We start from the raw sequence: 24,636 nt of genomic DNA, 5'->3' as shown, positions 1-24,636 counted from the left end.
AACAACGGCGAGAGAATCCGCCCGCGGGCGGACGTGCAGGGCGAACCATACCGGCCCCGTCCCGGCCGCGAGGGACGCACGACGTAACGATTCGGTACGCACCCGGCGACGGGGTCAGTGCACGTGATCGCGCCAATCCGCCGGCACCCGCTCGGCCGGCCCGGGCACGGTCTGTTCGCGCGGATGATGATGCGGCGCAGCAAGTTCCGGTCCCGCGGTCATCACCTCGCGGCGGTAGTCCCAGAACCAGGTCTCGCCCGGTTCGTAGGACTGCACCACCGGATGTCCCGTCGCCGCGACGTGGGCGCTCGCGTGCTGTGCGGGCGAGGAATCGCAACAGCCCACGTGCCCGCACCGAGCGCACCGTCGCAGGTGCACCCACCACCCGCCGCCGGCCTCGCACTCCACGCACCCCGGCCCGCTCGGCGGAACCGTCGGATCGATCGCCCGCTCGCTCATGTCCCCTCGCCTTCCGTCTCCTCCACCGGGCCCGCGCCCGGAAGACCACGTGGCCCGTTCAGCGGCAACCGGACGACGAACGCGGTGTCTCCGGGCACCGACTCCACCCAGAGGTCGCCGCCGTGTTTGTTCACCACGATGCGCCGTGAGATGTCCAGTCCCAGCCCGGTTCCCTCGCCCACCGGCTTGGTGGTGAAGAACGGTTCGAAGATGCGGTTCCGCACCTCCGCGGGAATCCCCGGCCCGGAATCCCGGATCTCGACGACGGCGTTGTCGCCGTCCCGCCGCGTGCGCACGGTGAGGGTGCCCGTCCCACCCATCGCGGCCACCGCGTTGTCGATCAGGTTGGTCCAGACCTGGTTCAACTCCGCGGCGTAGGCGGCGACCTCCGGCAGGTCCGGGTCGAAGTCCTTGACGACGGTGACTCCGTCGCCGAGTCGCCCGGCCAGAATGACCAACGTGCTCTTCAGCAGCATCCGCAGATCGACGCGGGTGAAGGGCGCTCGGTCGATCTGCGAGTACTGCTTGGCCGCGCCCACCAGCGTGGAGATGCGTGTCGTCGACTCCGCGATCTCCGACATGAGCAATTCGGTCTCGACGGTGTAGTTCAACCACCGCACCGTGCTCTCGAGCAGTCCGTCGCCCGCGTCCGCGGCCACCCGGTCCAGCCAGGCGACGTCCAACCCCGCGGCGACGAAGGTCGGGGCCAGATCCCACCCGTCGGCGATGCCGTGGTCGGTGAACCATTCACCGAGCTCGTCCTCGCGGTCGGCGGTCTCCATCGGTGTCAGGTCGGGCGCCTTGCCCACCAGCTCGGCCGCCTGGTCCTGCAGCCGCATGAGGGCGGTGAGGGCGTCGGTGTCGTAGCTGCCCGACGCGATCACCGCCAGTTTGCGACGCATGTGGGAGACCCGGTCGCGCAGAGCCGCGGTGGCCCGGACCGCCGCGGCGGCGGGGTTGTTGAGCTCGTGCGTGAGTCCGGCCGACAGCGACCCCAGCGCCAGCAGCCGTTCACGCTGGTCGATGACGGCCTTGGTGTTCTGCTGCCCGAAGAACAGCCCCTCGAGCAGGTGGACCGCCATGGGGAACCACTCGCGCATCAGGGCGCCGAACACGTCGGCGTCCAGCACGAAGAAGCGCGATCGCCGCACGACGTCCATCGACGCCATGTACCGCTGCGGCGCACGATCGCCGAGGTAGGCCTGCCACGCACCGGCGTAGACGCCGCGCTCGGACGTCCGGTTGATCTCGATGGCCTCGCCGCCGGAGAGCTTGGACAGCGTGATCTCGCCGTCGAGCAGTACGTAGAAGCAGGTGGCGTCGTCACCCTCGGCGTAGACCGGGCCGGGATCGACGACCTCGACGTGACCGCACCGGCACAGTTGCTCCCGCTGCTCGGCGGTGAGCGATTCGAACAGGAACAGGCTCTGCAGCTCGTCCGGATCGCAGTCGACGACGTCGCTCATCGCAGGCCTTCCGTCGGTGTCCGTCAGGGTTGAGCCAGGTACCGGTGTACCAGCATGACCGCCATCGCGCCCTCGCCGACGGCGGACGCGACGCGCTTCGCGGAGTCGGCGCGGACGTCACCGGCCGCGAACACTCCCGGCACGCTGGTCTCGAGGTGGTGCGGCGGGCGATCGGCGGTCCATCCGCGGGGCCGGGCACCGTCCACCGTCAGATCCTGACCGGAGACCACGAACCCGTGCCGGTCGCGCACCACGTCCTCGCCCAGCCAGTCGGTGCGCGGCTGAGCCCCGATGAACAGGAAGAGGTGGCCGGTCTCGACGGTCTCGTGCTCGCCGTCGACCGAGCGGAGCGTGATGCGCTCGAGGTGACCGTCGCCCTCCGCGCCCACCACCTCCGTACACGCCCGCACCCGAATGGTCGGGTTCTGCTCGATCTGCCGGATCAGATAGTGCGACATCGACGCCTCGAGCGACTGCGCCCGCACGACGATGGTCACCGACCGTGCCCAGCGAGACAGGTACATCGCCGCCTGACCTGCCGAATTTGCGCCTCCGACGACGTAGATGTCTCGATCCGAGCACGCCACCGCCTCCGTCGTCGCCGAGCCGTAGAACACACCGCGACCGGCGAAGTCGTCGACGCCGGGCGCGGGATGACGCCGGTACGCGACCCCGGTGGCCAGGATGATCGCGTGCGCGGCGATCGACGCGCCGTCGGCGAACCGGACGACGCGGGCCGGCCCGTCCACCTCGATGCCCACGACGTCGCGCGTCGTCACCAGTTCGGCGCCGAACTTCACCGCTTGACGACGGGCCCGTTCGGCCAGCTGCGTCCCGGACACGCCGTCGGGAAATCCCAGGTAGTTCTCGATGCGGGAACTCTGTCCGGCCTGCCCGCCGGTGGCGGTGCGCTCGACCAGGACCGTCCGCAGCCCCTCGGACGCTCCGTAGACCGCCGCGCCGAGGCCGGCCGGTCCGCCGCCGACCACGACCAGGTCGTAGAAGTCCTCGGTGGGAGTCGTCCCCAGTCCGAAGTACTCGGCCAGTTCGGTGTCGGTGGGATCGACGAGCAACGACCCGTCGGCGCAGACGACCACGGGCAGCGTGCGGTCGTCGCGGCCCGCGGCGGCGAGCAGCCGAGCGCCCTCGGGTTCGTCCGCAAGGAACCACCGGTACGCAAGTCGGTTGCGCGCGAGGAACTCTCGCATCTCGCTGGACCGCGACGCCCACCGGCCGGCGATCACCTTGGTCTCGGTGACCGGTCGCAGATCCGCGCCGCGCCAGGACTCGAGCAGCGCGTCGATCACCGGGTACAGCTTCTCCTCGGGCGGGTCCCACGGCTTGAGGAGGTAGTGGTCGAGGTCGACGACGTTGATGGCCTCGATCGCGGCGTCGGTGTCCGCATACGCCGTCAGCAGCACGCGGCGCGCATGCGGGAAGACGTCCATGGCCTGTTCGAGGAACTCGAGCCCGCTCATCCCGGGCATCCGATGGTCGGCGAGGAGCACCGCCACCTGGTCACCGCGGAGCGCGATCTCGCGCAGGGCGTCGAGGGCCGATTCCCCCGATTCGGCGCGCACGATGCGATAGCCCTCGCCGTACTTTCGCCGCAGATCGCGCGCCACGGCCCGCGACACCGACGGATCGTCGTCCACCGTGAGCAACACGGGCTTCGGCGCGGTCATCGTGCTCGCTTTCGCCGAGGGGTAGGCCGGGCAGTCGTGCGTCCGCCGCCGGCGCGGTGCGGTCCGCGAGCGCTGTGGGTCGGCGACGTCGCCGTCCGCTCGGCGGCGGCGCGCGAGGAGTGCGCGGACCGGCCGCGCACGATGCCGAGGAATTCCTGGCGCAGATCGGTGTCGTCCTGGTCGTCGTCGACGGGCCAGGCGAGGAACACCTGCGTCGACGGCGCGTCCGTGACCGGCCGGAACACCAGATCGCGACGGCTGTGGAGGCGGGCCAGGGAATGCGGAATCACCACCGGACCGACCCCGGCCGCGACCATCTCCAGCGTCACGGCGACGTCGTCACCCGCGTCCTGCAGCGATTCGCCGTCGAGGTCGGCGAGCGCGATCTCGTCGTAGGCCGCGACGGGATGGTCCTTCGGCACGACGACCACCGCCACCTCGGCGTACAGCGGGACGACGTGGAGACCCTCGCGCCCGGCGGGCTCGCGGACGAAACACATGTCGACCCGCCCGTCGCGCAGCGCGGCCAGTTGGTCGGGCTGCTCGATCACCTCGGTGGTCAGGTCCGTGTCCGGGAATCGCTCCGCCCAGATGCGGGTCCACTTCGTCACGGTGACGCCGGAAACGAAACCGATACGCAGCGCGCGCCGACTCTCGCGGGCCGGCTCGGCGCGTCGTCGATCCTCGTCCGCGACGACGGCACGGGCATGAGCGAGGAGGGACTCGCCGGTCGGGGTGAGGCGGGTTCCGGCGTCGTCGGTGACGAACACGCGCTCTCCGACGTCGGCTTCCAGGTCTCGAATCGCCGCACTGAGGCGCTGCCGGGAGATGGAGAGCGCACGCGCCGCGCGACCGAAGGCGCCGATCTCGGCGACCGCGAGGAACCAGCGCAGGACGGTCGCATCGTTCACCCGATCAGGGTAGGTCACCGGTACGACAGGCATGGGTCGCTCGGGACCGGCACCCCGATAGGGTGGTGCCGTGAGCACCGGAGACGCGTCCCAGACGATGAAGCCGCTGACCGCAGCGGGCAAGCTCGGCATCTACCTGCCGGCGGCGCCGGAGGATTTCCGCTCCGGCAGCATCAGTCGGGCGGACCTGGACGCGCTCCGCGCCGATCCGCCGGAGTGGCTGCGGGAACTGTGGGCGACCGGCCCGTTCCCGCGCGACGTGGTCGCGCGCAAACTCAGGGTCACCAACACCGCGCTGGCCCGCAACGGGGTGTCGGACGCGATGACGCAGGAGCAGATCGACGCACTCGTCGGGGAGGAACCCGAGTGGTTGATCCGCGAGCGCGCGAACCTGGTGGAGGTCCAGCGCGAGGCGACTCGCGTGAAGGAGAAGGAGATCGAGCGGCGCGAACGCACCAACCGGCCACCCAAGAACCGCTGACCGCACCCCGGCAGGTCGGGTCGGGCCCGACCACAGCCGAGCCCGCGCCGAATCGGACCGCGTCGACTCAGACCGCGGCGGAGCGACGACGCGCGAAGCTGACGCGCGCGTCCTGGTGTGCCGTCCGGCGAGCGGACACCTCGTCGAGTCCACCGACCAGCGCGGACACGAGTCCCGCGGGATCGGTGAGCCACTGGCGTTCGATGGCGGCCACCTCGTCGGGCAGCAGGAGCCCGGTGTAGCGCAGGTCGGTGACCCACCGGTCGATGTCGCCGTGGTCGATCGACTCGAGCGCGGCGCGGTCCACGCCGGCCTCGAATTCGTCGCAGAAGACGGCGCGCACCAGGTCGGTGTGGCCAGGGTTGACCGTAGGACGTCGGTTCTCGAGTAGCTCGTACATCCGCATCTCCCCGATACGAGGCGCCGCGTGGACGCCGTCCAAACTGGGTGTAACGAGTACGGGAACGTGAGCGATACAACAATCCCGGTCGTTGACGAGAGCGTACGCCGCCCCGAGCCATTACGCAGACCCTCGTAACAATTCGTGACCTGCCACAAACACGAATGTCATGGATACCGTTCGTTTCGTTTGTACGGTCTCCACAAAATTTCCCGCAAACCATTGTTTGACCATTGTGCGGCTCGGCGTGTCGGACTCGGTGTGTCGGCGGCCGTCGGGGCGCATACTGCGCAGATGACCGCCCTCGCCACGATCGCCGCGCTGGTCGCCGCCGCGATCCACACCTACATCTTCGTCCTCGAGTCCGTGACCTTCGAGAGCGCCGGACGGCGCGTGTTCGGCGTCCGCGACGACGCCGAGGCCCGGATCGTGCGCCGCTGGGCCTTCAATCAGGGCTGGTACAACCTGTTCCTCGCCGTCGGCGCTGCCGTGGGCGCGCTGGTGCTCGCGTTCGGGGACGGGCACGTCGGCGCCGCGCTCGTGCTTTTCGCGTGCGGATCGATGGCCGGGGCGGCCTCGGTGCTCGCCGCCACCGACCGCGCGCTCCTCCGTCCCGCCGCGATCCAGGGCGGTCCCAGCGCGGTGGCCGTGGTCGCGGCGGCGATCACTCTGATCTGACGGGACCGGTCCGAATCAGGTCGAGAGCAGGATCCGCACGGCCACGGCGCCGTCGCCCACCACCGCGGCGACGTGCCGCCGCACCGTGGCGAGTTCGGTCGCGGCAGCGGCCGGCGAGGCCTCCGCGTCGGTCCGCACGATGATCGAGACGACCGGGACGCGCGTCCCGTCGACTCGCTCCCACCGCAGGCGGGGCCGCGCCGACCGAATCCCGGGGAGTTCCCGTGCGACGTCCGCGGCCTGCTTGGCGACGGCACGCAGATCGACGGTGACCGAACCCGGCACCGACGGGTCCGCGCTCAGCGTCAGGTCGCGCCCGGCGGACGAGGGAAGTCGGCGCAGCAAGGACCAGAGCAGGATCAGCACGAGGACGACACCCGCGCCGCCCAACGCCCACGGCCACCACGCGTCCTGCTGACGGTCGGCGACCACGCCGACGTCCAGGGTGTCCAGCGTGAACGGCAACGACCCCCGCTGCCACAGGGCCGCACCCACCCCGAGCGCGACCAGAGCCGCCCCGAGAATCAACACGCCGAGCCGATCGAAGAACGCGGTGCTCCGTTTCACGACGTCGCCTCCTTGGTCTCGGCCGACGACGTACCCGCGACCGTCGGGGTACCGGAATCGGCATCGGCGGACGTCGTACCGGTCGACGGCTCCGTGGACGATGCCGTCAGCTTCGCGCGGTCGCGGCGGTGGATCCAGACGTCGTCGGCAATGCCGCTGGGGCGGTACCGGCGGCCGCGCCACTTCAGCGACGCCAGGATCATGAGGACGCCGAGGACCGCGGCGGCGATGCCGGCCGGCACCATCCAGGACTGCGGCCCGAGTCCGTCGAGGTAGTCGAGGGCGGTCGCCGTCCAGGGCTCGCCGGGCACGGCGTTCCACATCACGAGAGCGTCGCGGATCAGCACCGCGGCTCCCGCGAGCAGCGCGAGGGTCCACAGCAACGCCCAGGGCGTCGCTGCGGGCGCGGCCAGCGGTCGCGGAGCGGGCAGCAGGTCGGCGGTGGACCCGGCGGAGGCGACGAGGTCACGGTCGCCGGGCGCGGCGAAGTCGCTCACCCGCACGTCGACGGACTCGGCGTGCAGACCGGAGTCGGTCATGCCGCGCGCGATGTCGCGTCGCAGGTCGTCGGCCACGGCGACGGCCGGTCGCGGCCAGCTCACGGTGCAGTCGGCCGCTGCCCGGACGACGCGACCCTCCTGGGTCACCTTCACTTGGGACGGGCGGCGCCCGAAGGCGCCGCCGCCCGACACGATGCCGGACGTTCGGGTGAGGGACGCGTCGGCGATGCGCTCGATCGCGCGGTCGAGAACGGTGAGCGACCCGCGCTCGCCGGGCTCGGCGAGGGGCGCCCGGTCGGCGTCGGCGACGTCCGCCCCCGTACTCCGCGCGTCGTTCCGATCAGCCACGGCCGCGGCCGCGTAGCAGGGATTCGGGATCGAAGTTGCCGTCCCGGTAGGCGCCGACGGCGAAGCCGATGGCCCCGAGCACGAGCGCGACCAGGAAACCGGTGAACCCGCCGGCGGCAGCCGCGACGGCCAGCAGCAAGCCGGCCAACAAACCGATGGTGGAGGAGGTCATGGTGCTCCGATCGTGGAGGGGTGGGGGGCTGGGCGGGAGGATTTCGGGTGGGCTGGGCGGGAGGATTTCGGGTGGGCTGGGCGGGGCGGTTCTCGGTTGGCCGTGCGGGTGTTCTCGTGGCCGGTATTTCAGGGGCGCTGGGGGCTGGTGATGTCGACGTACGTCCGTCGGCGCGGGAGCGCCTTGCCTGCCCGGCGGACGAGCCGGAGGACCCGGCGGGGAGTCGAGGTGACCACGACGACGTCGACCGGGCGAGCCGGCCGAGTCCGCTCGCCCCCGACGCCGAATCGTCGGTCGATGTCGGCGAGCACTCGCATCAGGACGTCGGCGTCGCCGCCCGCGTCGGGGTGATGCTCCCGAACCGCCGCACGACGAGCGTCCCGGTAGGCGCGCTCGTCGTGCGTCGGTCGTCGATCGTCGGTCACGGGGCGGGAGTACCCCCGCCGGGTTCGCTCGACTCCGACGGGTCCGACCCGGCCTGCGGCGAGTCGACCGGCACGACGTCCTCGACGAGGACGTTCACCGGCTTGTCGACGACGGCGCGCACCGCTCTGCGCACCGCGTCGGCGGTGTCGCGCACGACCGCGTCGGTGGTGACGGCGATGTGCACCTCGGTCGCGTCGTCCCGTACGGCGACGCCCGCGACGCGACGCCCCGGCAGGTAGGTCCCGATCTCGCCGAACACGCCGCCGTGCAGAAACGCCACGCCGGGAACCGCGATCACGGCCGCAGCCACGCGGTCGGCGATGTCGTCACCTGCCGGAGCTGCGCCGGTCATCGGACGCGCGCGGGAGCGGGCTCGTCGTCGTCGTTGTCCTCTTCGAACAGGTAGACGTCGTGAACGGTGATGTTGACCTCGGTGACCTCGAGGCCGGTCATGCGCTCGACGGCGTCGATGACGTTGCGGCGGATGCCCGCGGCGAGGTCCGCGATGGAGACGCCGTAGTCGGCCACGATGTCGATGTCGACGGCGGCCTGGCGCTCGCCGACCTCGACCGACACGCCCTGCGAGTGGTTGACGCGGGCGCCGGGGATGCGCTCGCGCAGTGCGCCGATGGCGCGGGTGGCGCCGCCGCCGACAGCGTGAACACCGTTGACCTCACGGGTGGCGATGCCCGCGATCTTCGAGACCACGACGTCGGCAATGGTGGTGCGGCCGTCGGACGCGACCAGTGCGCCCGTTCCCTCGCTGGACGAGGCGTTCGTGGACTTGTCCAGGGTCGAGTTCGCCGCCGAGGTGGTCGAGCCGGTCGATGCAGTCATCTCCGAATCATCCTTTCAGGTCGTTGGTGTCGGGAGTGGGTCGCGGCTCGATCGGGAAAGCGTGCACCCGTGTGACGTATGCCACAGAAAGCGTCGTTCAACCCTCGGATAGGTCCCACGACGCCGCGGAACCGAATAGGGGGCATGCAGGCGACGAACTCCGCTGCCGCCGCGAGCACCGACGATTCCGCCGGCCTCGTGAACGCCGCCGCGCTCGGCGATCGGGCGGCGTTCGAGACTCTCGTGCGTACCCACGGCCCGGCGATGTATCGCTTCGCCCGCAACATGGTGCGTGACGACGGGCTGGCCGAGGAGATCGTGCAGGACGCGTTCGTCGCAGCCTGGAAGAGCCTCGAGCACTATCGGTCGGAATCGGCGCTGCGGACCTGGCTGTTCGGCATCGTCAACCACAAGGCCATCGACGCGACGCGGCGTCGCGTGCCGCGTCCCGCGGAGGACTGGTTGTTCGAGGACGCGGTGGGCGACGCCGTCGCGGCCGACGATCCGGCCTCGGTCGCCACCGGCTCCGACTTCCTCGTCGCTCTCCGCCGCGCGCTGTCGGATCTGCCGGAAGTCCAGCGATCGTGCTGGTTGCTCCGTGAAGTGGAGGGAATGACCCACGTCGAGATCGGGGAGACGCTGTCGATGTCCCCGTCCGCGGTCCGCGGACAGGTCACCCGTGCTCGACGAACTCTGAGCGAAAGGATGGCCCCATGGCGGTGACACTCGACGACGGCGCCGGTGCGGACCCGATCCTCGACCGCGCGGCGCGCGAGCTGCGGGACGAGGAGACCCCGTCCTGGGTGACCGTCAGCGCGGCCATCCTCGAGACCCTCCGGCGCACCACTCGGCGCACCACCCCGATCGACGCCGCCTTCCCGTCCGAGGCCGCGGGCGACACGCTGCGGATCGGCGATCACGTGGTCCGGCTGGCCGTCCTCCGCGCTCTGGGCGGCCTGCCCAGTCGGGTCCGCGCGGTGGAACTCGACGTCGACGGCCGACGACTGATCGGGGCGAGTCTCGACATCGCCATCCCCTACCTGCAGGACCTGGACGAGCTCGTCGTGGCCATCGAGACCCGCGTCGTCGACGCCCTGGCCGAGGTGGTGGGGGTCCGGGTGTCGCCCAGCAACGTGCGGATCCACGTCGTCGACGTCGTGGCGCCCTGACGTTCGCACCCGCGGGCTTCGCGTCCGGTTACAGTGCGGTCGATGCCGTGACGTCCGGTCACGGACACCGACGACGGGACCGATTCGCCATGTCCACCTCTCTGTCCGCCACCATCGACGTCCAGGCCCCACCGGCCGCGGTGTGGGCGGTGGTCTCCGACCTGAAGCGCATGGGCGAGTGGAGCCCGCAGTGCAAGAAGATGGCGGTGCTGGGCGGCGAGCCGAAGCTGGGCACCCGCACGATCAACCTCAACAAGCGCGGTCCCCTGGTCTGGCCGACGTCGGCGAAGGTGGTCCGGTTCGAGCCGGAGCGCCGGCTGGCGTTCCGGGTGACGGAGAACCACACGATCTGGTCCTACGAGTTGGAGCCGACGGAGACGGGCACCCGCGTCACCGAGCGTCGTGAGGCACCGGGCGGAACGACGGCGGTGTCCAACCTGCTCATCCGGGTCGCGTTCGGTGGCCAGCGCAACTTCGACGGTGAGCTCGAGCGGGGGATGAACGCCACGCTGGCCAAGATCAAGGCAGCCGCGGAGTCGTAACCGCTGCGATCGGGACGAATCCGGCGTCGCGTCCGTACGGTGGAGGCATGACTCGCCGACCGGCCGCCCTGACCGCCGTCGCCCTCGCGGCGGGACTCGCCGCAGCCGCGTGTAGTTCGGCCGCGTGCAGTTTTTCGGAGGCGGGGGCGGACAGCAGTCCCGCCACCACGACCGCGCCGCCGATCGCGGACACGGCACCGCCGCCGGTGTCGGTGGAGGTGGTGGCCGACGGGCTCGACCATCCGTGGGACGTGGCGAAGGCGCCCGACGGGACGATCCTCTTCACCGAGCGCGCCGGCTCGTTCACGGCGGTGCGCCCGGGGGCGGAGCCCACGCCGATGTCGGCGGACCTGTCGGACCTCGTCGCGTCGTCGGAGACCGGGTTGATGGCGCTGGCGCTGTCCCCCGGGTTCGAGCAGGACCGCACCGCGTACACGTGCCAGGGCATCGAGTCGGGCGGGGGCCGCTCCGTCGGAGTGGTGGCGTGGACCGTCGCCCCCGACTGGTCGGGCCTGACCCGCGAGCGCACGGTGATCGACGGGTTCCCGGTGTCGACGGGTCGGCACGGCGGGTGCCGCATCCTCCCGGCCGACGACGGCACGCTGCTGATCGGCACGGGCGACGCGGCGCAGCCGTCGGTTCCGCAGGACCGGAACTCGTTGGGCGGCAAGGTGTTGCGTGTCGACGCCGCCACGGGTGCGCCGGCGGCCGACAATCCGGATCCGGCGTCGCCGATGTTCACGCTCGGTCACCGCAACGTCCAGGGACTCGCGGAGCAGCCCGGCACCGGCCGGGTGTACTCGGTGGAGCAGGGCAGTTCACGCGACGACGAGGTCAATCTGTTGACCCCCGGCGGCAACTACGGGTGGTCGCCGGACCGCAGTGGATCCGGGTACGACGAGTCGGTGCCCATGACCGATCCGGACCGGGTGCCGGGCGCGCTGGGCGCGGTGTGGAGTTCGGGGCCGAGCACCGTGGCGACGGCGTCCGGAACGTTCCTGACCGGATCGGGTTGGGGCGCCTGGGACGGGGCACTCGCCGTGGGAGTGCAGAAGGGTCAGCAGGTGCTGCTGCTCCGTCTGTCCGACGACGGCACCACCGTCACCGAGCAGACCACCCTGCCCGAACTGAGCGAGTTCGGTCGGATCCGGACCGTCTCGGCGCAGCCCGACGGCACGTTGCTCGTGACCACGGACAACGGAGAAACGGATTCCGTCCTGCTGGTCGCTCCGCAGACGTGACCTCGAGACCGTTTCGAGGCTCGATCGTGATGCCCCCGGGCCGGGCGCTGCGTTTCACCGGACGGGGGCTCGGGTAGCCGATTGCCGACGTTCGACCCGGACCTCGGGTCGGTCACCGAGTCGGAAGAGGTTCATCATGTTGGGTCTGGGCATCATCGGTTGGATCATCATCGGCGGCCTCGCCGGGTGGATCGGCAGCAAGATTATGAAGACCGACGCCCAGCAGGGCATCATCCTGAACATCGTCGTCGGCATCATCGGCGGCCTGCTCGGTGGATTCCTGCTGCAGGCGGTCGGTGTCGACGTTAAGGGCGGCGGCATCATCTTCAGCTTCGTCACGTGCCTCATCGGCGCCTGCATCCTGCTGTTCATCGTCAAGGCGGTCACCGGACGCGGCTCGCGCGTCTGATCCGTCTCCGGACCGTTCGGGGCCCCTCACGTAACCTCGTGAGGGGCCCCGAGCCGTCTCCGCGGCCCGGTCGGTTTCCCACTCCGGCACATCCGTTCGACGTAAGAGGAGATCGTGGCCCGACGCCCCGTCCCAGCAGGCACCCCCGAACCGACCGGTCTCGGCCACGTCGTGGATCTGATCCGCTCGTCGATTCCGCCGCTGCATCCTGCGGGCGCCCCGTTCGTCGCCGCACCGCTCGCCGTGGCCGCACTCGGCCGTCGTCGCCGCGCGGTACGCACCGCCTCGCTCCTCACCGCGGGCGCGATGGCCGGCTTCTTCCGTCACCCGCCGCGCGTGCCCCCGAACCGGGCGGGCGTCGTCGTCGCTCCCGCCGACGGCGAGGTGGCGTTGGTCGACGTCGCCGTGCCCCCGGCGGAACTCGACCTCGGGACCGAGCCGCTGCCGCGCGTCAGCATCTTCCTGTCGGTGCTGGACGTCCACGTCCAGCGTGTCCCCGTGTCGGGCGAGGTGATCGACGTCGTCCACAAGGCGGGCCAGTTCCTCTCGGCGGACCTCGCCGACGCCAGCGTGGTCAACGAGCGCACCTCGATGCACCTGCGGACCCCGGCGGGACACGATCTCGCGGTCGTGCAGATCGCCGGCCTGTTGGCTCGCCGCATCGTCAACCAGGCGTCGGCGGGTGACACCCTGACCATCGGCGACACCTACGGGCTGATCCGCTTCGGCTCCCGCGTGGACACCTACTTCCCCGAGGGATCCCGCCTGGCGGTGCTGCCGGGCCAGCGCGCGGTCGGCGCCGAGACCGTGCTCGCCGAACTGCCGTGATCGCCGCCGCGGAGTCCACCGTCTCCGACGGAGAGGGTGGGCGCACCGGCCCCGTTCGGCTGTTGCCGAGCGCGGTCACCGTTCTCGCACTGTGCGCCGGGCTCTCGGCGGTGAAATTCGGCCTCGACGGCCGACTCGGATTGTCGCTGGCCATGATCGGCGCCGCGGCCGTGCTCGATTCGCTCGACGGACGCATCGCGCGGATGCTCGACGCGACGTCGCGCATGGGGGCCGAACTCGACTCCCTCGCCGACGCGATCTCCTTCGGCGTCGCCCCGGCCCTGGTGCTGTACGTGACGCTGCTCGAGGGCAGCAGCGGCGGGTGGGTCATCGCGTTGATCTACGCGGTGTCGATCGTCCTGCGCCTCGCGCGGTTCAACACCCTCATCGACGATGACTCCCGACCCGCGTTCGCCGGGGAGTACTTCGTGGGAGTCCCCGCGCCCGCCGGGGCGCTGATCGCGCTGACTCCGCTTGCCGTGCAACAACAGTGGGGCACAGGGTGGTGGTCCTCGTACTACGTCGTCGCCACCTGGGTGGTGCTGTCCGCGCTGCTCATCGTCAGTCGTATTCCCACCCTGGCCCTCAAGAGCGTGTCCGTGCCGCCGCGCATGGCCGCCATCCTGCTCGTCGCGGTCGGCGTCGCCGGCGCAGCCCTGATCACCTTCCCGTTCGTGTTGCTCATCGTGCTGATCGCGATGTACCTGGCGCACATCCCGTTCGCGATCCGCTCGAAGCGGTGGGTCGCGGCGCGTCCGGAGACGTGGGAGGCCAAGCCCGCCGAGCGCCGCGCGGTGCGTCGGGCCGCGCGTCGGGAACGGCCGGGCATCGTGCGTCGACGCCGCCCGGCGCGCGCCGGTCGGAGCTCGGCGCGGCTGCGGCTGCGCCCACCGGTTCCGCGGGACGACCGGTGAGCACCCCCGAGCTGTCCCTGACCGTCCGGCTCACCACCTCGGCCGCCGACGCGCGTCGCGGCATCGTCCGTCTCCACCCCGAGGCGTTGACGGCCCTGGGGCTGCGCGAATGGGATGCGGTGGAACTCGTCGGATCCCGCCGGACGGCCGTGGTGGTCGCCGCGACGGCCGGCGCCATCGGTGGAGTCGCCGCGACGGCCGGCGCCATCGGTGGAGTCGCCGCGAGCACCGCCTCGACCAGCGGGATCGCGTTGCTCGACGACGTCACGCTCTCCAACACCGGCCTGACCGAGAACGCCACCGTGGTCGTCCGTCCCGTCCGGGTGGCGGGCGGGACCACGGTCACCGTGCATGGCGGGACAGCTGTGGCCGCGCTCGACGACGTGACGTTGCGACGCGCCCTGCTCGGCAAGGTGGTCACCGCGGGCGACGCGGTCTCCCTCCTGCCCCGCGACCTGGGCCCCGGCACGTCCACGGCGTCCGTCTCGACGACACTCGCGCGCACCGTCGGCGTCGCGTGGACCACCGAGCTGCTCACGGTGACCTCGACCGATCCCGCAGGGCCGGTCAGCATCCAACCGAACACGTCGGTGACCCGAGGTGCGGGTGCGGCGTCCCCGTCCGGTTCGTCGGACGCACGGCCCGGCCGAGCCGTCGAACCCGAACCGCAGACGTCGGAACCACCCGTCGCCGTCGATGATCTGGTGGGAGCGAGGGAGCAGGCCGCCACCCTGAGCGAGTGGCTCGAACTGGCGCTGGACCGGCCCGACCTGCTGCGCACCCTGGGCGCCTCCGCGCGGCTGGGCGTGCTGGTCACCGGTCCCGGCGGCGTCGGGAAAGCGACGATGGTGCGCGCCGTCGCCGCGACGCGCCGGATCGTCGAGATCGACGGCCCCTCGGTGGGATCCACCGCCGCCGACGATCGGCTGGCCGCGGTCTCCCGCGTGATCGAGACGGCCCGGTCCGCGGGGGAACCCACCGTGCTGCTCGTGACCGACGTCGACGCGCTGCTGCCCACCGAGACCGAGCCCGTCTCGACGCTGCTGCTCGACCGGTTGCGCGCTGCCGTCGACTCACCGGGAACAGCCCTGGTGTGCACGACGTCTCGCCCGGACGCCGTCGATGCGCGGTTGCGCGATCCCGAGCTGGTCGACCGGGAACTCACACTGCCCCTGCCGGATTCGGCCGGCCGCGCCCGCCTGCTCGACGTGCTGTTGCGCGACGTGCCGACCGAGAAGATTGCGACGGGGGAGATCGCGCTCCGGACACCGGGTTTCGTGGTGGCCGACCTCGCTGCTCTCTGCCGGGAGGCCGCGGTGCAGGCCGCAGCTCGCGCGCATCGCTCCGACGAAGCGCCGGTGCTGACGCAGGAGGATCTCGTCGGCGCGCTGGCCGTCATCAGGCCGCTCTCCCGTTCGGGCACCGAGGAATTGGTCGTCGGGAGTCTCACGCTCGACGACGTCGGCGACATGGTCGAGACCAAACAGGCACTGACGGAGGCGGTCCTGTGGCCGCTGCGTCACCCGGACTCGTTCGCCCGCCTCGGCGTGGAGCCGCCGCGTGGTGTTCTGCTCTACGGTCCGCCCGGGTGCGGCAAGACCTTCGTGGTGCGCGCTCTCGCCAGTTCCGGCCAGCTCAGCGTCCACACCGTCAAGGGCGCCGAGCTGATGGACAAGTGGGTGGGCTCGTCGGAGAAGGCGGTGCGCGAGTTGTTCCGGCGCGCACGGGATTCCGCGCCGTCGCTGATCTTCCTCGACGAGGTGGACGCGCTGGCGCCTCGCCGTGGCCAGAGCAGCGATTCCGGAGTCGGGGACCGCGTGGTCGCCGCGCTGCTCACCGAGCTCGACGGCGTGGAGCCGCTGCGCGACGTCGTCGTCCTGGGGGCGACCAACCGGCCCGAACTCATCGACCCCGCTCTCCTGCGACCGGGCCGACTGGAGAAGGCGGTCTTCGTGCCGCCGCCCGATGCCGACGCGCGGCGGGCCATTCTGGCGACGGCAGGCCGCTCGGTCCCGCTGGCCGAGGACGTCGACCTCGGCGCTCTCGCCGAGGATCTCGACGGTTACTCCGCCGCGGACTGCGCCGCTCTGCTGCGGGAAGCTGCGCTCACCGCGATGCGCCGCGACGTCGACGCCGCCGTGGTGACTGCGGACGACGTCGCACGGGCGTGCGACGCCGTCCGGCCGTCACTGGACGCCGCTCAGGTCGCGGCGCTGCAGGCGTACAGCATCTCTCGCTAGGAACGCGATCAGCGCCAGGCGCCGAGCACCTCGGTCGCGCGCTCGGCGAGCACCGCCTGGAACAGCGGACCGAAGCTGACCCGGCCGACACCCAGGGCAGCGAGCGCCGACGGGGTGTTCTTCACCGGGTGTCCGATGGCGTTGACCGGCAGGGGCAGCTCGGCGGTGAGGCGCTTCTGGTCGTCGTCGGAGTGGAACCCGACCGGGTACAGGGAGTCGGCGCCGGCCGCGGCCGCCAGCTTCATCCGGGCGATGGCGCGGTCGACGCGGTCGTTCTCGTCGCCGACCTGCTTGACGAAGAGGTCGGTGCGGGCGTTGATCACCACGTGCACATCGGTGGCGTCGGACGCGGCGCGCAGTGCGCCCACCAGGTCGGCGTGCTCCTGCGCCTCGCGGAGTCGGCCGCCCTCGCCGTGCACGGTGTCCTCGATGTTCAGGCCGACGGCGCCCGCGTCGATCAGGCCCTCGATCAGCCGCGTCGGGTCCTCGCCGTAGCCGGACTCGATGTCGACGGAGATCGGGACGTCGACCGCGGCGGTGATCTGTCGGACGCGGGTGAGCAGATCCTCGAACGTCATGCCCTCGTTGTCGGACTTGCCCACCGAGTCCGCGACGGGGTGCGAACCCACCGTCAACGCCGAGAACCCGGCCGTGACCGCCAGATTCGCGGACCAGGCGTCCCACACCGTCGGGAGGATGACCGGGGTGCCCGGAACGTGCAGGTCGAGGAGCGTGGTGGCCTTCTGCGCGAGTGTCGTCATGCTGGGTACGAACCCCCTCCGCCCGACGCGCATTCCCGGTGCGCCGAGCGGGACCCGATAGGTTCGATGCAGTGAGACGACTGCGCGCCGACCTCCCCGCCGCCGGGGCCGTTCCCGCTGTCGCCGCGTGCGCGTCCGGTGCGCTCGTCGCCGTGGCATGGTCCGGTCCCCGCACCGCGCAGTGGCCGTTCGCCGCCGGCGTCGACGACCTCCTCCGCTGGCAGTCCGCCCAGTCGACGGCGACGATCGTCGGCCAGGTCCTGGCCGTGGTCGTCGCGGCACTGTTCCTCGCCGTCGCCGGACGCGCGCGGCGCTTGCCGTGGATCCTCGCCGTCGTCGCGATCGTGCTGCTCGCGTTCACCAAGGTCGCCATCCCCGAGTCCGCGAGCCTGTCCGTGCTCATCGCCCTGCACGGGGTGAAATCCGTGGCCGCAGGGGTGCTGCTCGGACTCGCCCTCCACGGGGTGCACCGGTCACGCCTCGGCTGGTTCGCACTCGCGACGGGCCTGCTCGGCGGGACGGCACTGGCCGTCGCCTCGACGCGGGCCACCACCGACGGCTTCGTGGCGCTGCGGATCGACAGCAGCAGCGTGTTCGGTGAGCCCGCCTGGTGGCTCGTCGGCGCCGCCGTCGCCGCGGCCGTCGCCGCCGCCACCCTGCCGGGGCCGGACCTGCGACGGACCGAGACGGTGCCCGACGTGCCCGACGCGCCGAACCGCGACCTTCTCCGGCTCGTGCTCTACGCCGTTCTCGTCGCCGTCGTGTGCCGGGTCGGCGTCGACGTCGTGGGCGCCGGCGAGTACTCCCTGGCCTACGCGATCGCCGCGCTGGTCGTCGCCCTCGTCGTGATCGACCGCGTGGCCGCCCGCTGGGACGCAGCCGACGCCCGCACCGTCGTCGCGACCGTCCTCGCCACGACCGCTGCTGTCGCCCTGTGGAACACGCTGGCCCGAACGGCGTCGTCCGTCACCGCGCTGCTCGCCGTCGGTCTCGCCGGGCTCGTGGTGGGGGCGCTCGTGGCGTGGCTGCTGCCGGTCGGGCGCATCATGTCGTGGATCGCCGCCGTGGCGCTCGCCGCCGCTCCCGCCACCGCCGGCCTGCTGGACGTCGAGCCCGCCCCGGCCGTCGCCCTGGGTGTCGTGGCGGTCGCCCTGCCGGTCCTGCTCGTCGGCGCGGCGGGGTCACCCGGCTCGCACGCACCACACCCGACGGTCCGGCCCCTCGCCCTCGCCCTGCCGGGCTTCGCGCTGCTGCTGTCGACGGCGGCGCCGGTGCCGCGGCAAGTGATCGACTTCGAGCTCGCCGAGTCTCTCGGCGCATCCATCTCCCAGTCTGACGACGGAACCGGAAGTGTCAGCCTCCTCGGCTACAACAGCCTCGACACACTTCTGACCGTCGACCCCACCTCCACCTACCTACTCCTCGGAGTGTCGGCGGTGGCGGTCCTACGGCTGGTCACGCTGTCCCGACGCGGCTGATCGCCCGTATACCCCTACCCCCCGTGGGTATCCCTGCCGGAACGGCACCGTCACCGGGCACGTAAGATGGGATTGCACGGTCGTCCCGGAACGCCGGATTCTCACGGCGCCATCGATTCGTCCGACACCCCGCCGCCCCCACGCTACCGACGGAGTGCCACTTGCTTGCTGTTCTCGTCGCCCACGCCGTCGCCGCGGTCGTGGCCCCCCTGCTGGTCCGGTGGTGGGGGCGCAACGCCTTCCTCGCCCTCGCTCTGGTGCCGGCGGCAGCCCTCGGCTGGGTGATCGGGAACTGGGACACCGAGCAGCGTCTCGACATCGAGTGGGTGCCCGGGCTGTCGATGGACATCGACATGCGGTTCGACTCTCTCGCCGCCGTCATGAGCGTGCTCATCCTCGGCATCGGCACGTTGATTCTCGTCTACTGCGCTCGCTACTTCGAGGACGACGAGCCGCGCCTCGGCATCTTCGCCGCCGAGATGGTCGCGTTCGCGGGCGTCATGTTCGCGCTGGTCACCAGCGACAACATGCTCATGCTGTACATCTTCTGGGAACTGACGACGGTGTTGTCGTTCCTGCTGGTCGGCCACTACGCCGAGCGCGCCTCCTCGCGCCGCGCGGCCACGCAGGCCCTGCTGGTCACCACCGCCGGCGGCCTGGCGATGCTCGTGGGCATCATCGTGCTGGGCGAGATGGTCGGCAGCTACAACCTCTCGGACGTCGTCGCCGCGGCGCCGCGCGGGTGGCTCGCCGGCGTGGGCCTGGTCCTCGTCCTGGTCGGCGCGCTGAGCAAATCGGCCATCGTGCCGCTGCACTTCTGGCTCCCCGGCGCCATGGCCGCGCCCACGCCCGTCAGCGGATACCTGCACGCCGCGGCCATGGTCAAGGCCGGCATCTACCTGGTCGCCCGGCTCGCGCCGGGGTTCGCCGACGCCGGTCCGTGGCGCGTCACCATCGTCTCGCTCGGCCTGGCCTCGATGATCGTGGGCGGCTACCGCGCGCTTCGGGCGTACGACCTCAAGCTGGTGCTCGCGTTCGGCACCGTCAGCCAGCTGGGTTTCCTCACCGCCATCGTGGGCATCGGCACGCGCACGGCCATGCTCGCCGGACTGGCGATGGTGATGGCCCACGGCTTCTTCAAAGCAGCCCTGTTCATGGTGGTCGGCATCATCGACCACAACACCGGTACCCGCGACGTCCGCAAGCTCGCCCATCTGGGCAGTCGGGCGCCGGTCCTCTGCGTGACGGGTGTCGTCGCCGCGGCCTCGATGGCGGGCCTGCCCCCGTTCCTCGGGTTCGTCGGCAAGGAGTCCGCCTTCGAAGCGGCCATCGACTCCGACGCGATGAGTCCCGGCGCGTCGGCGGTGGTCCTCGGTGTGATGGTGCTCGGATCGATCCTCACGGTGGCGTACAGCCTGCGCTTCGTCTGGGGCGCCTTCGGCCGCAAGAAGCTGCGCGCGCCGAGCGCCGCGGTGGCGGGCATGCACACTCCGGGCGCGTTCTTCCTCACCCCGCCGGTAATGCTCGCCGCCCTGGGGTTGGCCGCCGGCCTCGCCGCGCCGGTGATGGACCGGCTGCTGTCCCCCTATGCCGAGACGCTGCCGTCGTACGGCGCGAAGGTCTACCACCTCGCGCTGTGGCACGGGTTCTCGATCCCGCTGTACATGACGGCGGTGGTGATCGTGGTGGGCATCGCGCTGTACAAGGTGCACAAGTCGATCGCCCGTGCCGTGCCGCCCTCGCCGCTCAACGCCGACCGCATCTACGACCGCACGCTGCAGCTCATGGACTCGCTGTCGCTGCGCATCACGGGATCCACGCAGCGCGGCTCACTGCCGGGGACGCAGGCGCTGATCCTCGGCACGCTCGCGCTGTTCCCGCTGATCTCGCTGCTGGTCTACACCCGCACGGGCATCGAGACCCGACTGGCCGACTCACCCCTGCAGTTCGTGATCGGCGCGATCATGATCGCCGCAGCCGTCGGCGCCGCGGTGATGCGGAACCGTCTGGCCGCGGTCCTGCTCGTGGGTGTCACCGGGTACGGCGCCGGCCTGCTGTTCGCCATCCACGGCGCGCCCGACCTCGCGCTCACCCAGTTCCTCGTCGAGACCCTCACGCTGGTCGTCTTCGTCCTGGTGCTGCGCAAACTTCCTGCGGAGATCGACGAGGGCCGCTCGTTCGGCCACAAGGGTCTGCGCATCCTGCTCGCCGCCGCCGTGGGTCTGACGGTGACCGCCGTCGGCGCCTTCGCGATGAACGGCCGAACCACTCGCCCGATCGCGGACTACTTCCCGGATCTGGCGTACGACCTCGGCGACGGCAACAACGTGGTCAACGTCATCCTGGTCGACATCCGCGCGTGGGACACGTTCGGCGAGATCTCGGTGCTGCTGGTGGCCGCCACCGGCGTCGCGAGCCTCGTCTTCCGAAATCGCCGCTTCGGCAGCGCACCCCGCGTCTCCGACGCGCCCGCGTCGATGGACTCCCGCCAGGCGGCCTCCGAGATCACCTGGCTCTCCGGCAGCGACCTCATCGATCCGAAGCACCGTGTGCTCGTGCTCGAGGTCACCACCCGCCTGGTCTTCCCCACCGTGATGGTGCTGTCCATCTACTTCTTCTTCGCCGGACACAACGCGCCGGGCGGCGGTTTCGCCGGCGGCCTGACGGCCGGTCTGGCGCTGGTTCTGCGCTATCTGGCGGGCGGTCGGTACGAGCTCGGCGAGACCCTGCCGTTCGACGCCGGGAAGATTCTGGGCATCGGACTGCTCTTCGCCGGCGGCACCGCGCTGGCCTCGATCCTGCTGGGCGCGCCTGCGCTGTCCTCGGCCACGTTCGAGGCGACGCTGCCCTTGCTCGGCGACATCAAGATGGTCACGGCCCTGTTCTTCGACGCCGGTGTGTACCTCATCGTCGTCGGCCTCGTGCTCGACGTGCTGCGCAGCCTCGGCGCGCGCCTCGACGCCCAGATCGAAACGAGCCAGCAATGAGCGCGAACCTCGCCGTCCTGGCACTGGTGGCCGTCCTGATCGGCACCGGTGTCTACCTCATGATCGAACGCAGCATCGTGCGGATGCTGCTCGGCCTGCTGTTGATGAGCAACGGCATCAACCTGCTCATCCTCGCCTCCGGCGGCCCCGGCGGTAATCCGCCCGTCGTCGGCCGCATCTCGGAGGTCGCCGACGGCGACGCCGACGCGCTGGCCCAGGCCCTGATCCTGACCGCGATCGTCATCACGATGGGCATCGCCGCGTTCGTCCTGGCTCTCGCCTACCGGTCGTACACGATCAACGTCGCGGACGTGGTCGAGAACGACCCCGAGGACACCAAGGTGTCGCAGCGGCGCAGCCCGGCCGAAGCGCCCGACCGCGACAAGTCCGACGACCCGGTCACCGGCGAGCCCGGTGAGGCCGGCGACGCCTTCGACAAGGACGGTAACCCCATTCCGCTCGATCAGATCGCCAACCGCGAGGACCTCGTGGCCTACGAGGACCTGCACGAGGGCCACTTCCGAGACGACGACGACACCACCACCGGCGGAGGACGACGATGACCGTGCCGTCCTCGTGGGTGGGTCCCCTGACGCCCCTTCCCGTCCTGATCCCGCTGTTGGCCGCGGCCCTGACGCTCATTCTGGGGCGCAAGCCGCGCGCACAGCGCGCGGTCACCATCGCCGCCCTCGTCGGCGTGGTCGTGGTGTCCGTGCTCCTGCTCTTCCTGGCCGACCGCGACGGCACCAGCGCGCTGCAGATCGGTGGCTGGGAGGCGCCGTTCGGCATCACTCTGGTGGTCGACCGCCTGTCGGCCATCATGCTGGTGGTGTCGGCCGTCGTCCTGCTCGCCGTCATCGTCTACGCCGTCGGTCAGGGCATTCGCGACGGTGACGCCGAACAGCCGGTGTCGATCTTTCTGCCCACCTACCTGGCCCTGACCGCGGGTGTCTGCAACGCGTTCCTCGCCGGCGACCTGTTCAACCTTTTCGTCGGCTTCGAGGTCCTCCTCGTCGCGTCGTTCGTCCTCTTGACGCTCGGTGCCAGCGCGGAGCGGGTCCGTGCCGGTGTGTCGTACGTGATGGTCTCCGCGGTCTCGTCGATGGTGTTCCTCATCGGTGTCGCCGTCGTCTACGCCGCGACCGGAACGCTCAACTTCGCCCAGCTCGCCCTTCGCCTGCCCGACGTTCCGCAGGGTACGAAGATGGCCCTCTTCGCCATTCTGCTCGTGGCCTTCGGCATCAAGGCGGCCGTCTTCCCGCTGTCCGCCTGGCTCCCGGACTCCTATCCGACGGCACCTGCGCCCGTGACGGCGGTGTTCGCGGGCTTGCTCACCAAGGTGGGCGTCTACGCGATCATCCGGACCCACACGCTGCTGTTCACCGACGGGTCGATGGACAACGTCCTCATGATCGCCGGACTGCTCACGATGGTGATCGGCATCCTCGGTGCGATCGCGCAGAGCGAGATCAAACGTCTGCTGTCCTTCACGCTGGTCTCGCACATCGGTTACATGATCTTCGGCGTGGCGCTCTCCTCGACCGCGGGGCTCGCCGGCGCGGTCTACTACGTCGCGCACCACATTCTCGTGCAGACCACGCTCTTCCTGGTAGTGGGCCTGATCGACAGGCAGGCGGGCTCGTCGTCGCTGCGCCGCCTCGGTGGTCTGGCCGCCGCGAGTCCCCTGCTGGCGATCATCTTCCTGATCCCCGCCCTCAATCTCGGTGGCATCCCGCCCTTCTCCGGGTTCGTGGGCAAGGTCGCGCTGCTCGAGGCCGGTGTGGACAAGGCGTCCGCCCTGGCCTGGATCCTCGTCGCCGGCAGCGTCGTCACCTCGCTACTGACGCTGTACGTGGTGGCCCGCGTGTGGACCAAGGCGTTCTGGCGTGCGCGGGCCGACGCCCCCGAGGGCGGTCTCTCGGACAACTCGCCGACGGCGTTGCTCGACAACGCCACCGACGTCGAGTTCGAAAGTCGCGACGATCCGGGTCGGATGCCCGCCGGCATGTTGGCCCCCACCATCGCATTGGTCGCCGTCGGCCTCTCCCTGACGGTCTTCGCCGGACCGTTCATCGGCATCAGCAACCGCGCCGCCGACGAGCTTCGCGCACCCTCGGTCTACGTCACTGCGGTCCTCGGCGGCACCGACGATCCCGTCACCTACGCGACCGGGGAGGAACCACGATGACGCTGATGCACCGCGAACTCGCACTCAAGCTAGCTCTGGTCACCTGGCTCACCGCCGTGTGGGTGCTCCTCTGGGGCAACGTGTCCGTCGCCAACATCGCCGGTGGCATCGTCGTCGCCCTGTTCGTCACCACCGTGCTGGCCCTGCCCACGGTTCCGGTCGAGGGTCGCGTGCATCCGCTCTCCGTCGTTCGGTTGGTCGGGGTTCTCGTCTACTACGCCCTGGTGTCGAGCGTGCAGGTCGCCTGGGCCGCCGTCCGTCCGGGTCCGAACCCGGTCAACGCCGTCCTGCGGTACCCGGTCCGCATCAAGTCCGACCTGGTGCTCACGTTCATGGTCGACTCGCTGAACATGGTGCCCGGCACCCTGGTCCTGGAGATCGACCGCGCCGAGCGCGTGCTCTACATCCACGTGCTCGACGTCGCCAAGCCCGACGCGATCGACCAGTTCCGCACGATCGTCCGGGTCTACGAGGACGCGTTCATCCGCGCGTTCGAGCGTGACTCCGAATGGCACCCCGCCGTGGTGCACACGACGCGAGACGACGAGGACACCGTCGTCGAGACCGCGCACGACATCACCACCGACTACTCCGCAGGACCCGACGGGAAGGATCGCCGATGACCGTCGTCCTCACGGTGTCCGGTGTCATGCTCGCGGTCGCCGGCCTCATCGTGGCGTACCGCCTGCTGGCCGGACCGAATTCGCTCGACCGCCTCGCCGCCGTCGACACGCTCATCGCCCTGGTGATCTGCGGGGTGATGGTGTGGTCGGTCTACAGCCGCGACACCACGCTGGTCCCGTCGATCGTCGCCCTCGCCGTCGTGGGCTTCGTCGGCTCCGTGAGCGTCGCCCGGTTCCGCGTGGCGGACACCCCGGAAACGGCACGAGCGGCCCGGCGTCCCGTCCATCCCCCGGTACGTGACTCCGCGGACCGGTCCGACGAGAGC

Annotated in this window: 27 protein-coding genes and 1 pseudogene; 16 read left to right on the top strand and 12 right to left on the bottom strand. The window is 70.9% G+C overall.

Features of this window, described 5'->3' with window-relative positions:
* Positions 1-114: 114 nt before the first annotated feature.
* From A3Q40_RS00710 to A3Q40_RS00695, 4 genes are read right to left on the bottom strand one after another with little or no spacing between them, the layout of a single operon-like run.
* Entirely contained in the window at positions 115-459 is a 345-nt protein-coding gene (locus A3Q40_RS00710) for a UBP-type zinc finger domain-containing protein (RefSeq protein ID WP_068099369.1), read from the bottom strand.
* Positions 456-1,925 carry an ATP-binding protein gene (locus tag A3Q40_RS00705; RefSeq protein WP_068099368.1) on the bottom strand — a complete coding sequence of 490 codons (1,470 nt, stop codon included), beginning with the start codon at positions 1,923-1,925 and terminating at the stop codon, positions 456-458. Before A3Q40_RS00705 ends, A3Q40_RS00710 begins: the two co-directional genes overlap by 4 nt.
* 23 nt (positions 1,926-1,948) lie before the next feature.
* Positions 1,949-3,610, bottom strand: coding sequence for an FAD-dependent oxidoreductase (locus tag A3Q40_RS00700; RefSeq protein WP_068099367.1), 1,662 nt, complete (start codon positions 3,608-3,610; stop codon positions 1,949-1,951).
* A complete protein-coding gene (locus A3Q40_RS00695) occupies positions 3,607-4,521 on the bottom strand; it encodes a LysR substrate-binding domain-containing protein (protein ID WP_235606384.1) in 915 nt (304 codons plus the stop codon). Before A3Q40_RS00695 ends, A3Q40_RS00700 begins: the two co-directional genes overlap by 4 nt.
* Before the next feature lie 70 nt (positions 4,522-4,591).
* Between A3Q40_RS00695 and A3Q40_RS00690 the strand changes: the two genes are divergently transcribed.
* On the top strand, positions 4,592-5,002 hold the full coding sequence (locus A3Q40_RS00690; RefSeq protein ID WP_371831483.1) for a DUF5997 family protein: 411 nt from the start codon (positions 4,592-4,594) through the stop codon (positions 5,000-5,002).
* 67 nt (positions 5,003-5,069) lie between these two features.
* On the opposite strand, the gene A3Q40_RS00685 is transcribed toward A3Q40_RS00690, so the two are convergent.
* Positions 5,070-5,402 carry a hypothetical protein gene (locus tag A3Q40_RS00685; RefSeq protein ID WP_068099365.1) on the bottom strand — a complete coding sequence of 111 codons (333 nt, stop codon included), beginning with the start codon at positions 5,400-5,402 and terminating at the stop codon, positions 5,070-5,072.
* A 294-nt stretch (positions 5,403-5,696) separates the two neighbouring features.
* On the opposite strand from A3Q40_RS00685, the gene A3Q40_RS00680 reads away from it, so the two are divergent.
* The gene (locus A3Q40_RS00680; RefSeq protein WP_068099364.1) at positions 5,697-6,080 is read left to right on the top strand and encodes a DUF1304 domain-containing protein; all 384 of its coding nucleotides are present in this window, start codon (positions 5,697-5,699) and stop codon (positions 6,078-6,080) included.
* 15 nt (positions 6,081-6,095) lie between these two features.
* On the opposite strand, the gene A3Q40_RS00675 is transcribed toward A3Q40_RS00680, so the two are convergent.
* The 6 genes from A3Q40_RS00675 to A3Q40_RS00650 all read right to left on the bottom strand — a co-directional run bounded on the left by A3Q40_RS00675 (position 6,096) and on the right by A3Q40_RS00650 (position 8,930).
* Positions 6,096-6,647, bottom strand: a complete 552-nt coding sequence (locus A3Q40_RS00675) for a hypothetical protein (protein ID WP_068099363.1) — start codon at positions 6,645-6,647, stop codon at positions 6,096-6,098.
* Positions 6,644-7,495 (bottom strand): Asp23/Gls24 family envelope stress response protein, encoded by an 852-nt coding sequence (locus tag A3Q40_RS00670; protein ID WP_068099362.1) that lies wholly within the window; start codon positions 7,493-7,495, stop codon positions 6,644-6,646. Before A3Q40_RS00670 ends, A3Q40_RS00675 begins: the two co-directional genes overlap by 4 nt.
* Positions 7,488-7,667, bottom strand: coding sequence for a DUF2273 domain-containing protein (locus tag A3Q40_RS00665; RefSeq protein ID WP_068099361.1), 180 nt, complete (start codon positions 7,665-7,667; stop codon positions 7,488-7,490). The genes A3Q40_RS00670 and A3Q40_RS00665 overlap by 8 nt, the downstream gene beginning before the upstream one ends.
* A gap of 128 nt (positions 7,668-7,795) precedes the next feature.
* Positions 7,796-8,092 (bottom strand): hypothetical protein, encoded by a 297-nt coding sequence (locus A3Q40_RS00660; protein ID WP_068099360.1) that lies wholly within the window; start codon positions 8,090-8,092, stop codon positions 7,796-7,798.
* A complete protein-coding gene (locus tag A3Q40_RS00655; protein WP_068099359.1) occupies positions 8,089-8,445 on the bottom strand; it encodes a hypothetical protein in 357 nt (118 codons plus the stop codon). The genes A3Q40_RS00660 and A3Q40_RS00655 overlap by 4 nt, the downstream gene beginning before the upstream one ends.
* A complete protein-coding gene (locus A3Q40_RS00650) occupies positions 8,442-8,930 on the bottom strand; it encodes an Asp23/Gls24 family envelope stress response protein (RefSeq protein ID WP_068099358.1) in 489 nt (162 codons plus the stop codon). The genes A3Q40_RS00655 and A3Q40_RS00650 overlap by 4 nt, the downstream gene beginning before the upstream one ends.
* Before the next feature lie 144 nt (positions 8,931-9,074).
* Here A3Q40_RS00650 and A3Q40_RS00645 point away from each other — a divergent pair, with 144 nt between their 5' ends.
* The 8 genes from A3Q40_RS00645 (at position 9,075) to A3Q40_RS00610 (ending at position 16,273) form a co-directional block, all read left to right on the top strand.
* A complete protein-coding gene (locus tag A3Q40_RS00645; protein ID WP_068099357.1) occupies positions 9,075-9,653 on the top strand; it encodes an RNA polymerase sigma factor in 579 nt (192 codons plus the stop codon).
* Positions 9,644-10,099: a hypothetical protein gene (locus A3Q40_RS00640; protein ID WP_068099356.1), complete on the top strand. Its 456-nt coding sequence runs from the start codon at positions 9,644-9,646 to the stop codon at positions 10,097-10,099. The genes A3Q40_RS00645 and A3Q40_RS00640 overlap by 10 nt, the downstream gene beginning before the upstream one ends.
* 89 nt (positions 10,100-10,188) lie before the next feature.
* Entirely contained in the window at positions 10,189-10,641 is a 453-nt protein-coding gene (locus A3Q40_RS00635) for an SRPBCC family protein (protein ID WP_068104799.1), read from the top strand.
* Between the two features lie 47 nt (positions 10,642-10,688).
* Positions 10,689-11,882: a PQQ-dependent sugar dehydrogenase gene (locus tag A3Q40_RS00630; RefSeq protein WP_068099355.1), complete on the top strand. Its 1,194-nt coding sequence runs from the start codon at positions 10,689-10,691 to the stop codon at positions 11,880-11,882.
* 136 nt (positions 11,883-12,018) lie between these two features.
* A complete protein-coding gene (locus tag A3Q40_RS00625) occupies positions 12,019-12,291 on the top strand; it encodes a GlsB/YeaQ/YmgE family stress response membrane protein (protein WP_068099354.1) in 273 nt (90 codons plus the stop codon).
* 114 nt (positions 12,292-12,405) lie between these two features.
* Positions 12,406-13,119 (top strand): phosphatidylserine decarboxylase, encoded by a 714-nt coding sequence (locus A3Q40_RS00620; protein WP_068099353.1) that lies wholly within the window; start codon positions 12,406-12,408, stop codon positions 13,117-13,119.
* Positions 13,119-14,033 carry a CDP-alcohol phosphatidyltransferase family protein gene (locus A3Q40_RS00615; RefSeq protein WP_068104795.1) on the top strand — a complete coding sequence of 305 codons (915 nt, stop codon included), beginning with the start codon at positions 13,119-13,121 and terminating at the stop codon, positions 14,031-14,033. Before A3Q40_RS00620 ends, A3Q40_RS00615 begins: the two co-directional genes overlap by 1 nt.
* Positions 14,030-16,273 (top strand): AAA family ATPase, encoded by a 2,244-nt coding sequence (locus A3Q40_RS00610; protein ID WP_068104794.1) that lies wholly within the window; start codon positions 14,030-14,032, stop codon positions 16,271-16,273. The genes A3Q40_RS00615 and A3Q40_RS00610 overlap by 4 nt, the downstream gene beginning before the upstream one ends.
* Before the next feature lie 8 nt (positions 16,274-16,281).
* Here the strand turns inward: A3Q40_RS00610 and A3Q40_RS00605 are convergent, their stop codons facing one another.
* Positions 16,282-17,034, bottom strand: coding sequence for an isocitrate lyase/PEP mutase family protein (locus A3Q40_RS00605; protein WP_068099352.1), 753 nt, complete (start codon positions 17,032-17,034; stop codon positions 16,282-16,284).
* Positions 17,035-17,105: 71 nt separating this feature from the next.
* Here A3Q40_RS00605 and A3Q40_RS00600 point away from each other — a divergent pair, with 71 nt between their 5' ends.
* From A3Q40_RS00600 to A3Q40_RS00575, 6 genes and pseudogenes are all read left to right on the top strand, one after another.
* Positions 17,106-18,512, top strand: a complete 1,407-nt coding sequence (locus A3Q40_RS00600) for a hypothetical protein (protein WP_068099351.1) — start codon at positions 17,106-17,108, stop codon at positions 18,510-18,512.
* 161 nt (positions 18,513-18,673) lie between these two features.
* Complete coding sequence (locus A3Q40_RS00595; protein ID WP_068099350.1) at positions 18,674-21,499, top strand: Na+/H+ antiporter subunit A; 2,826 nt, start codon at positions 18,674-18,676, stop codon at positions 21,497-21,499.
* Positions 21,496-22,062 (top strand): Na(+)/H(+) antiporter subunit C, encoded by a 567-nt coding sequence (locus tag A3Q40_RS00590; protein ID WP_068099349.1) that lies wholly within the window; start codon positions 21,496-21,498, stop codon positions 22,060-22,062. Before A3Q40_RS00595 ends, A3Q40_RS00590 begins: the two co-directional genes overlap by 4 nt.
* Positions 22,059-23,687 (top strand): Na+/H+ antiporter subunit D, encoded by a 1,629-nt coding sequence (locus tag A3Q40_RS00585; RefSeq protein WP_068099348.1) that lies wholly within the window; start codon positions 22,059-22,061, stop codon positions 23,685-23,687. Before A3Q40_RS00590 ends, A3Q40_RS00585 begins: the two co-directional genes overlap by 4 nt.
* Positions 23,684-24,310: a Na+/H+ antiporter subunit E gene (locus A3Q40_RS00580; protein WP_068361547.1), complete on the top strand. Its 627-nt coding sequence runs from the start codon at positions 23,684-23,686 to the stop codon at positions 24,308-24,310. Before A3Q40_RS00585 ends, A3Q40_RS00580 begins: the two co-directional genes overlap by 4 nt.
* Positions 24,307-24,558, top strand: a pseudogene (locus tag A3Q40_RS00575) (monovalent cation/H+ antiporter complex subunit F); the annotation flags it as partial. The gene A3Q40_RS00580 and the pseudogene A3Q40_RS00575, both read left to right, overlap by 4 nt.
* Between the last annotated feature and the right edge of the window lie 78 nt (positions 24,559-24,636).

Source organism: Rhodococcus sp. PBTS 1 (genome assembly GCF_001620025.1).
Lineage (GTDB): Bacteria > Actinomycetota > Actinomycetes > Mycobacteriales > Mycobacteriaceae > Rhodococcoides > Rhodococcoides kroppenstedtii.
Note: the sequence above shows the minus strand (reverse complement) of the source record. Positions and strands in the feature narration are given on the sequence as shown.

What these genes read in the sequence shown, in the direction of transcription:
- A3Q40_RS00680 (WP_068099364.1), top strand. Translation starts at nt 5,697, where the DNA reads ATGACCGCCCTCGCCACGATCGCCGCGCTGGTCGCCGCCGCGATCCAC.
- A3Q40_RS00605 (WP_068099352.1), bottom strand. Translation starts at nt 17,034, where the DNA reads ATGACGACACTCGCGCAGAAGGCCACCACGCTCCTCGACCTGCACGTT.
- A3Q40_RS00580 (WP_068361547.1), top strand. Translation starts at nt 23,684, where the DNA reads ATGACGCTGATGCACCGCGAACTCGCACTCAAGCTAGCTCTGGTCACC.
- A3Q40_RS00705 (WP_068099368.1), bottom strand. Translation starts at nt 1,925, where the DNA reads ATGAGCGACGTCGTCGACTGCGATCCGGACGAGCTGCAGAGCCTGTTC.
- A3Q40_RS00590 (WP_068099349.1), top strand. Translation starts at nt 21,496, where the DNA reads ATGAGCGCGAACCTCGCCGTCCTGGCACTGGTGGCCGTCCTGATCGGC.
- A3Q40_RS00645 (WP_068099357.1), top strand. Translation starts at nt 9,075, where the DNA reads ATGCAGGCGACGAACTCCGCTGCCGCCGCGAGCACCGACGATTCCGCC.
- A3Q40_RS00635 (WP_068104799.1), top strand. Translation starts at nt 10,189, where the DNA reads ATGTCCACCTCTCTGTCCGCCACCATCGACGTCCAGGCCCCACCGGCC.
- A3Q40_RS00655 (WP_068099359.1), bottom strand. Translation starts at nt 8,445, where the DNA reads ATGACCGGCGCAGCTCCGGCAGGTGACGACATCGCCGACCGCGTGGCT.
- A3Q40_RS00710 (WP_068099369.1), bottom strand. Translation starts at nt 459, where the DNA reads ATGAGCGAGCGGGCGATCGATCCGACGGTTCCGCCGAGCGGGCCGGGG.
- A3Q40_RS00685 (WP_068099365.1), bottom strand. Translation starts at nt 5,402, where the DNA reads ATGTACGAGCTACTCGAGAACCGACGTCCTACGGTCAACCCTGGCCAC.
- A3Q40_RS00585 (WP_068099348.1), top strand. Translation starts at nt 22,059, where the DNA reads ATGACCGTGCCGTCCTCGTGGGTGGGTCCCCTGACGCCCCTTCCCGTC.
- A3Q40_RS00630 (WP_068099355.1), top strand. Translation starts at nt 10,689, where the DNA reads ATGACTCGCCGACCGGCCGCCCTGACCGCCGTCGCCCTCGCGGCGGGA.
- A3Q40_RS00700 (WP_068099367.1), bottom strand. Translation starts at nt 3,610, where the DNA reads ATGACCGCGCCGAAGCCCGTGTTGCTCACGGTGGACGACGATCCGTCG.
- A3Q40_RS00665 (WP_068099361.1), bottom strand. Translation starts at nt 7,667, where the DNA reads ATGACCTCCTCCACCATCGGTTTGTTGGCCGGCTTGCTGCTGGCCGTC.
- A3Q40_RS00625 (WP_068099354.1), top strand. Translation starts at nt 12,019, where the DNA reads ATGTTGGGTCTGGGCATCATCGGTTGGATCATCATCGGCGGCCTCGCC.
- A3Q40_RS00650 (WP_068099358.1), bottom strand. Translation starts at nt 8,930, where the DNA reads ATGACTGCATCGACCGGCTCGACCACCTCGGCGGCGAACTCGACCCTG.
- A3Q40_RS00640 (WP_068099356.1), top strand. Translation starts at nt 9,644, where the DNA reads ATGGCGGTGACACTCGACGACGGCGCCGGTGCGGACCCGATCCTCGAC.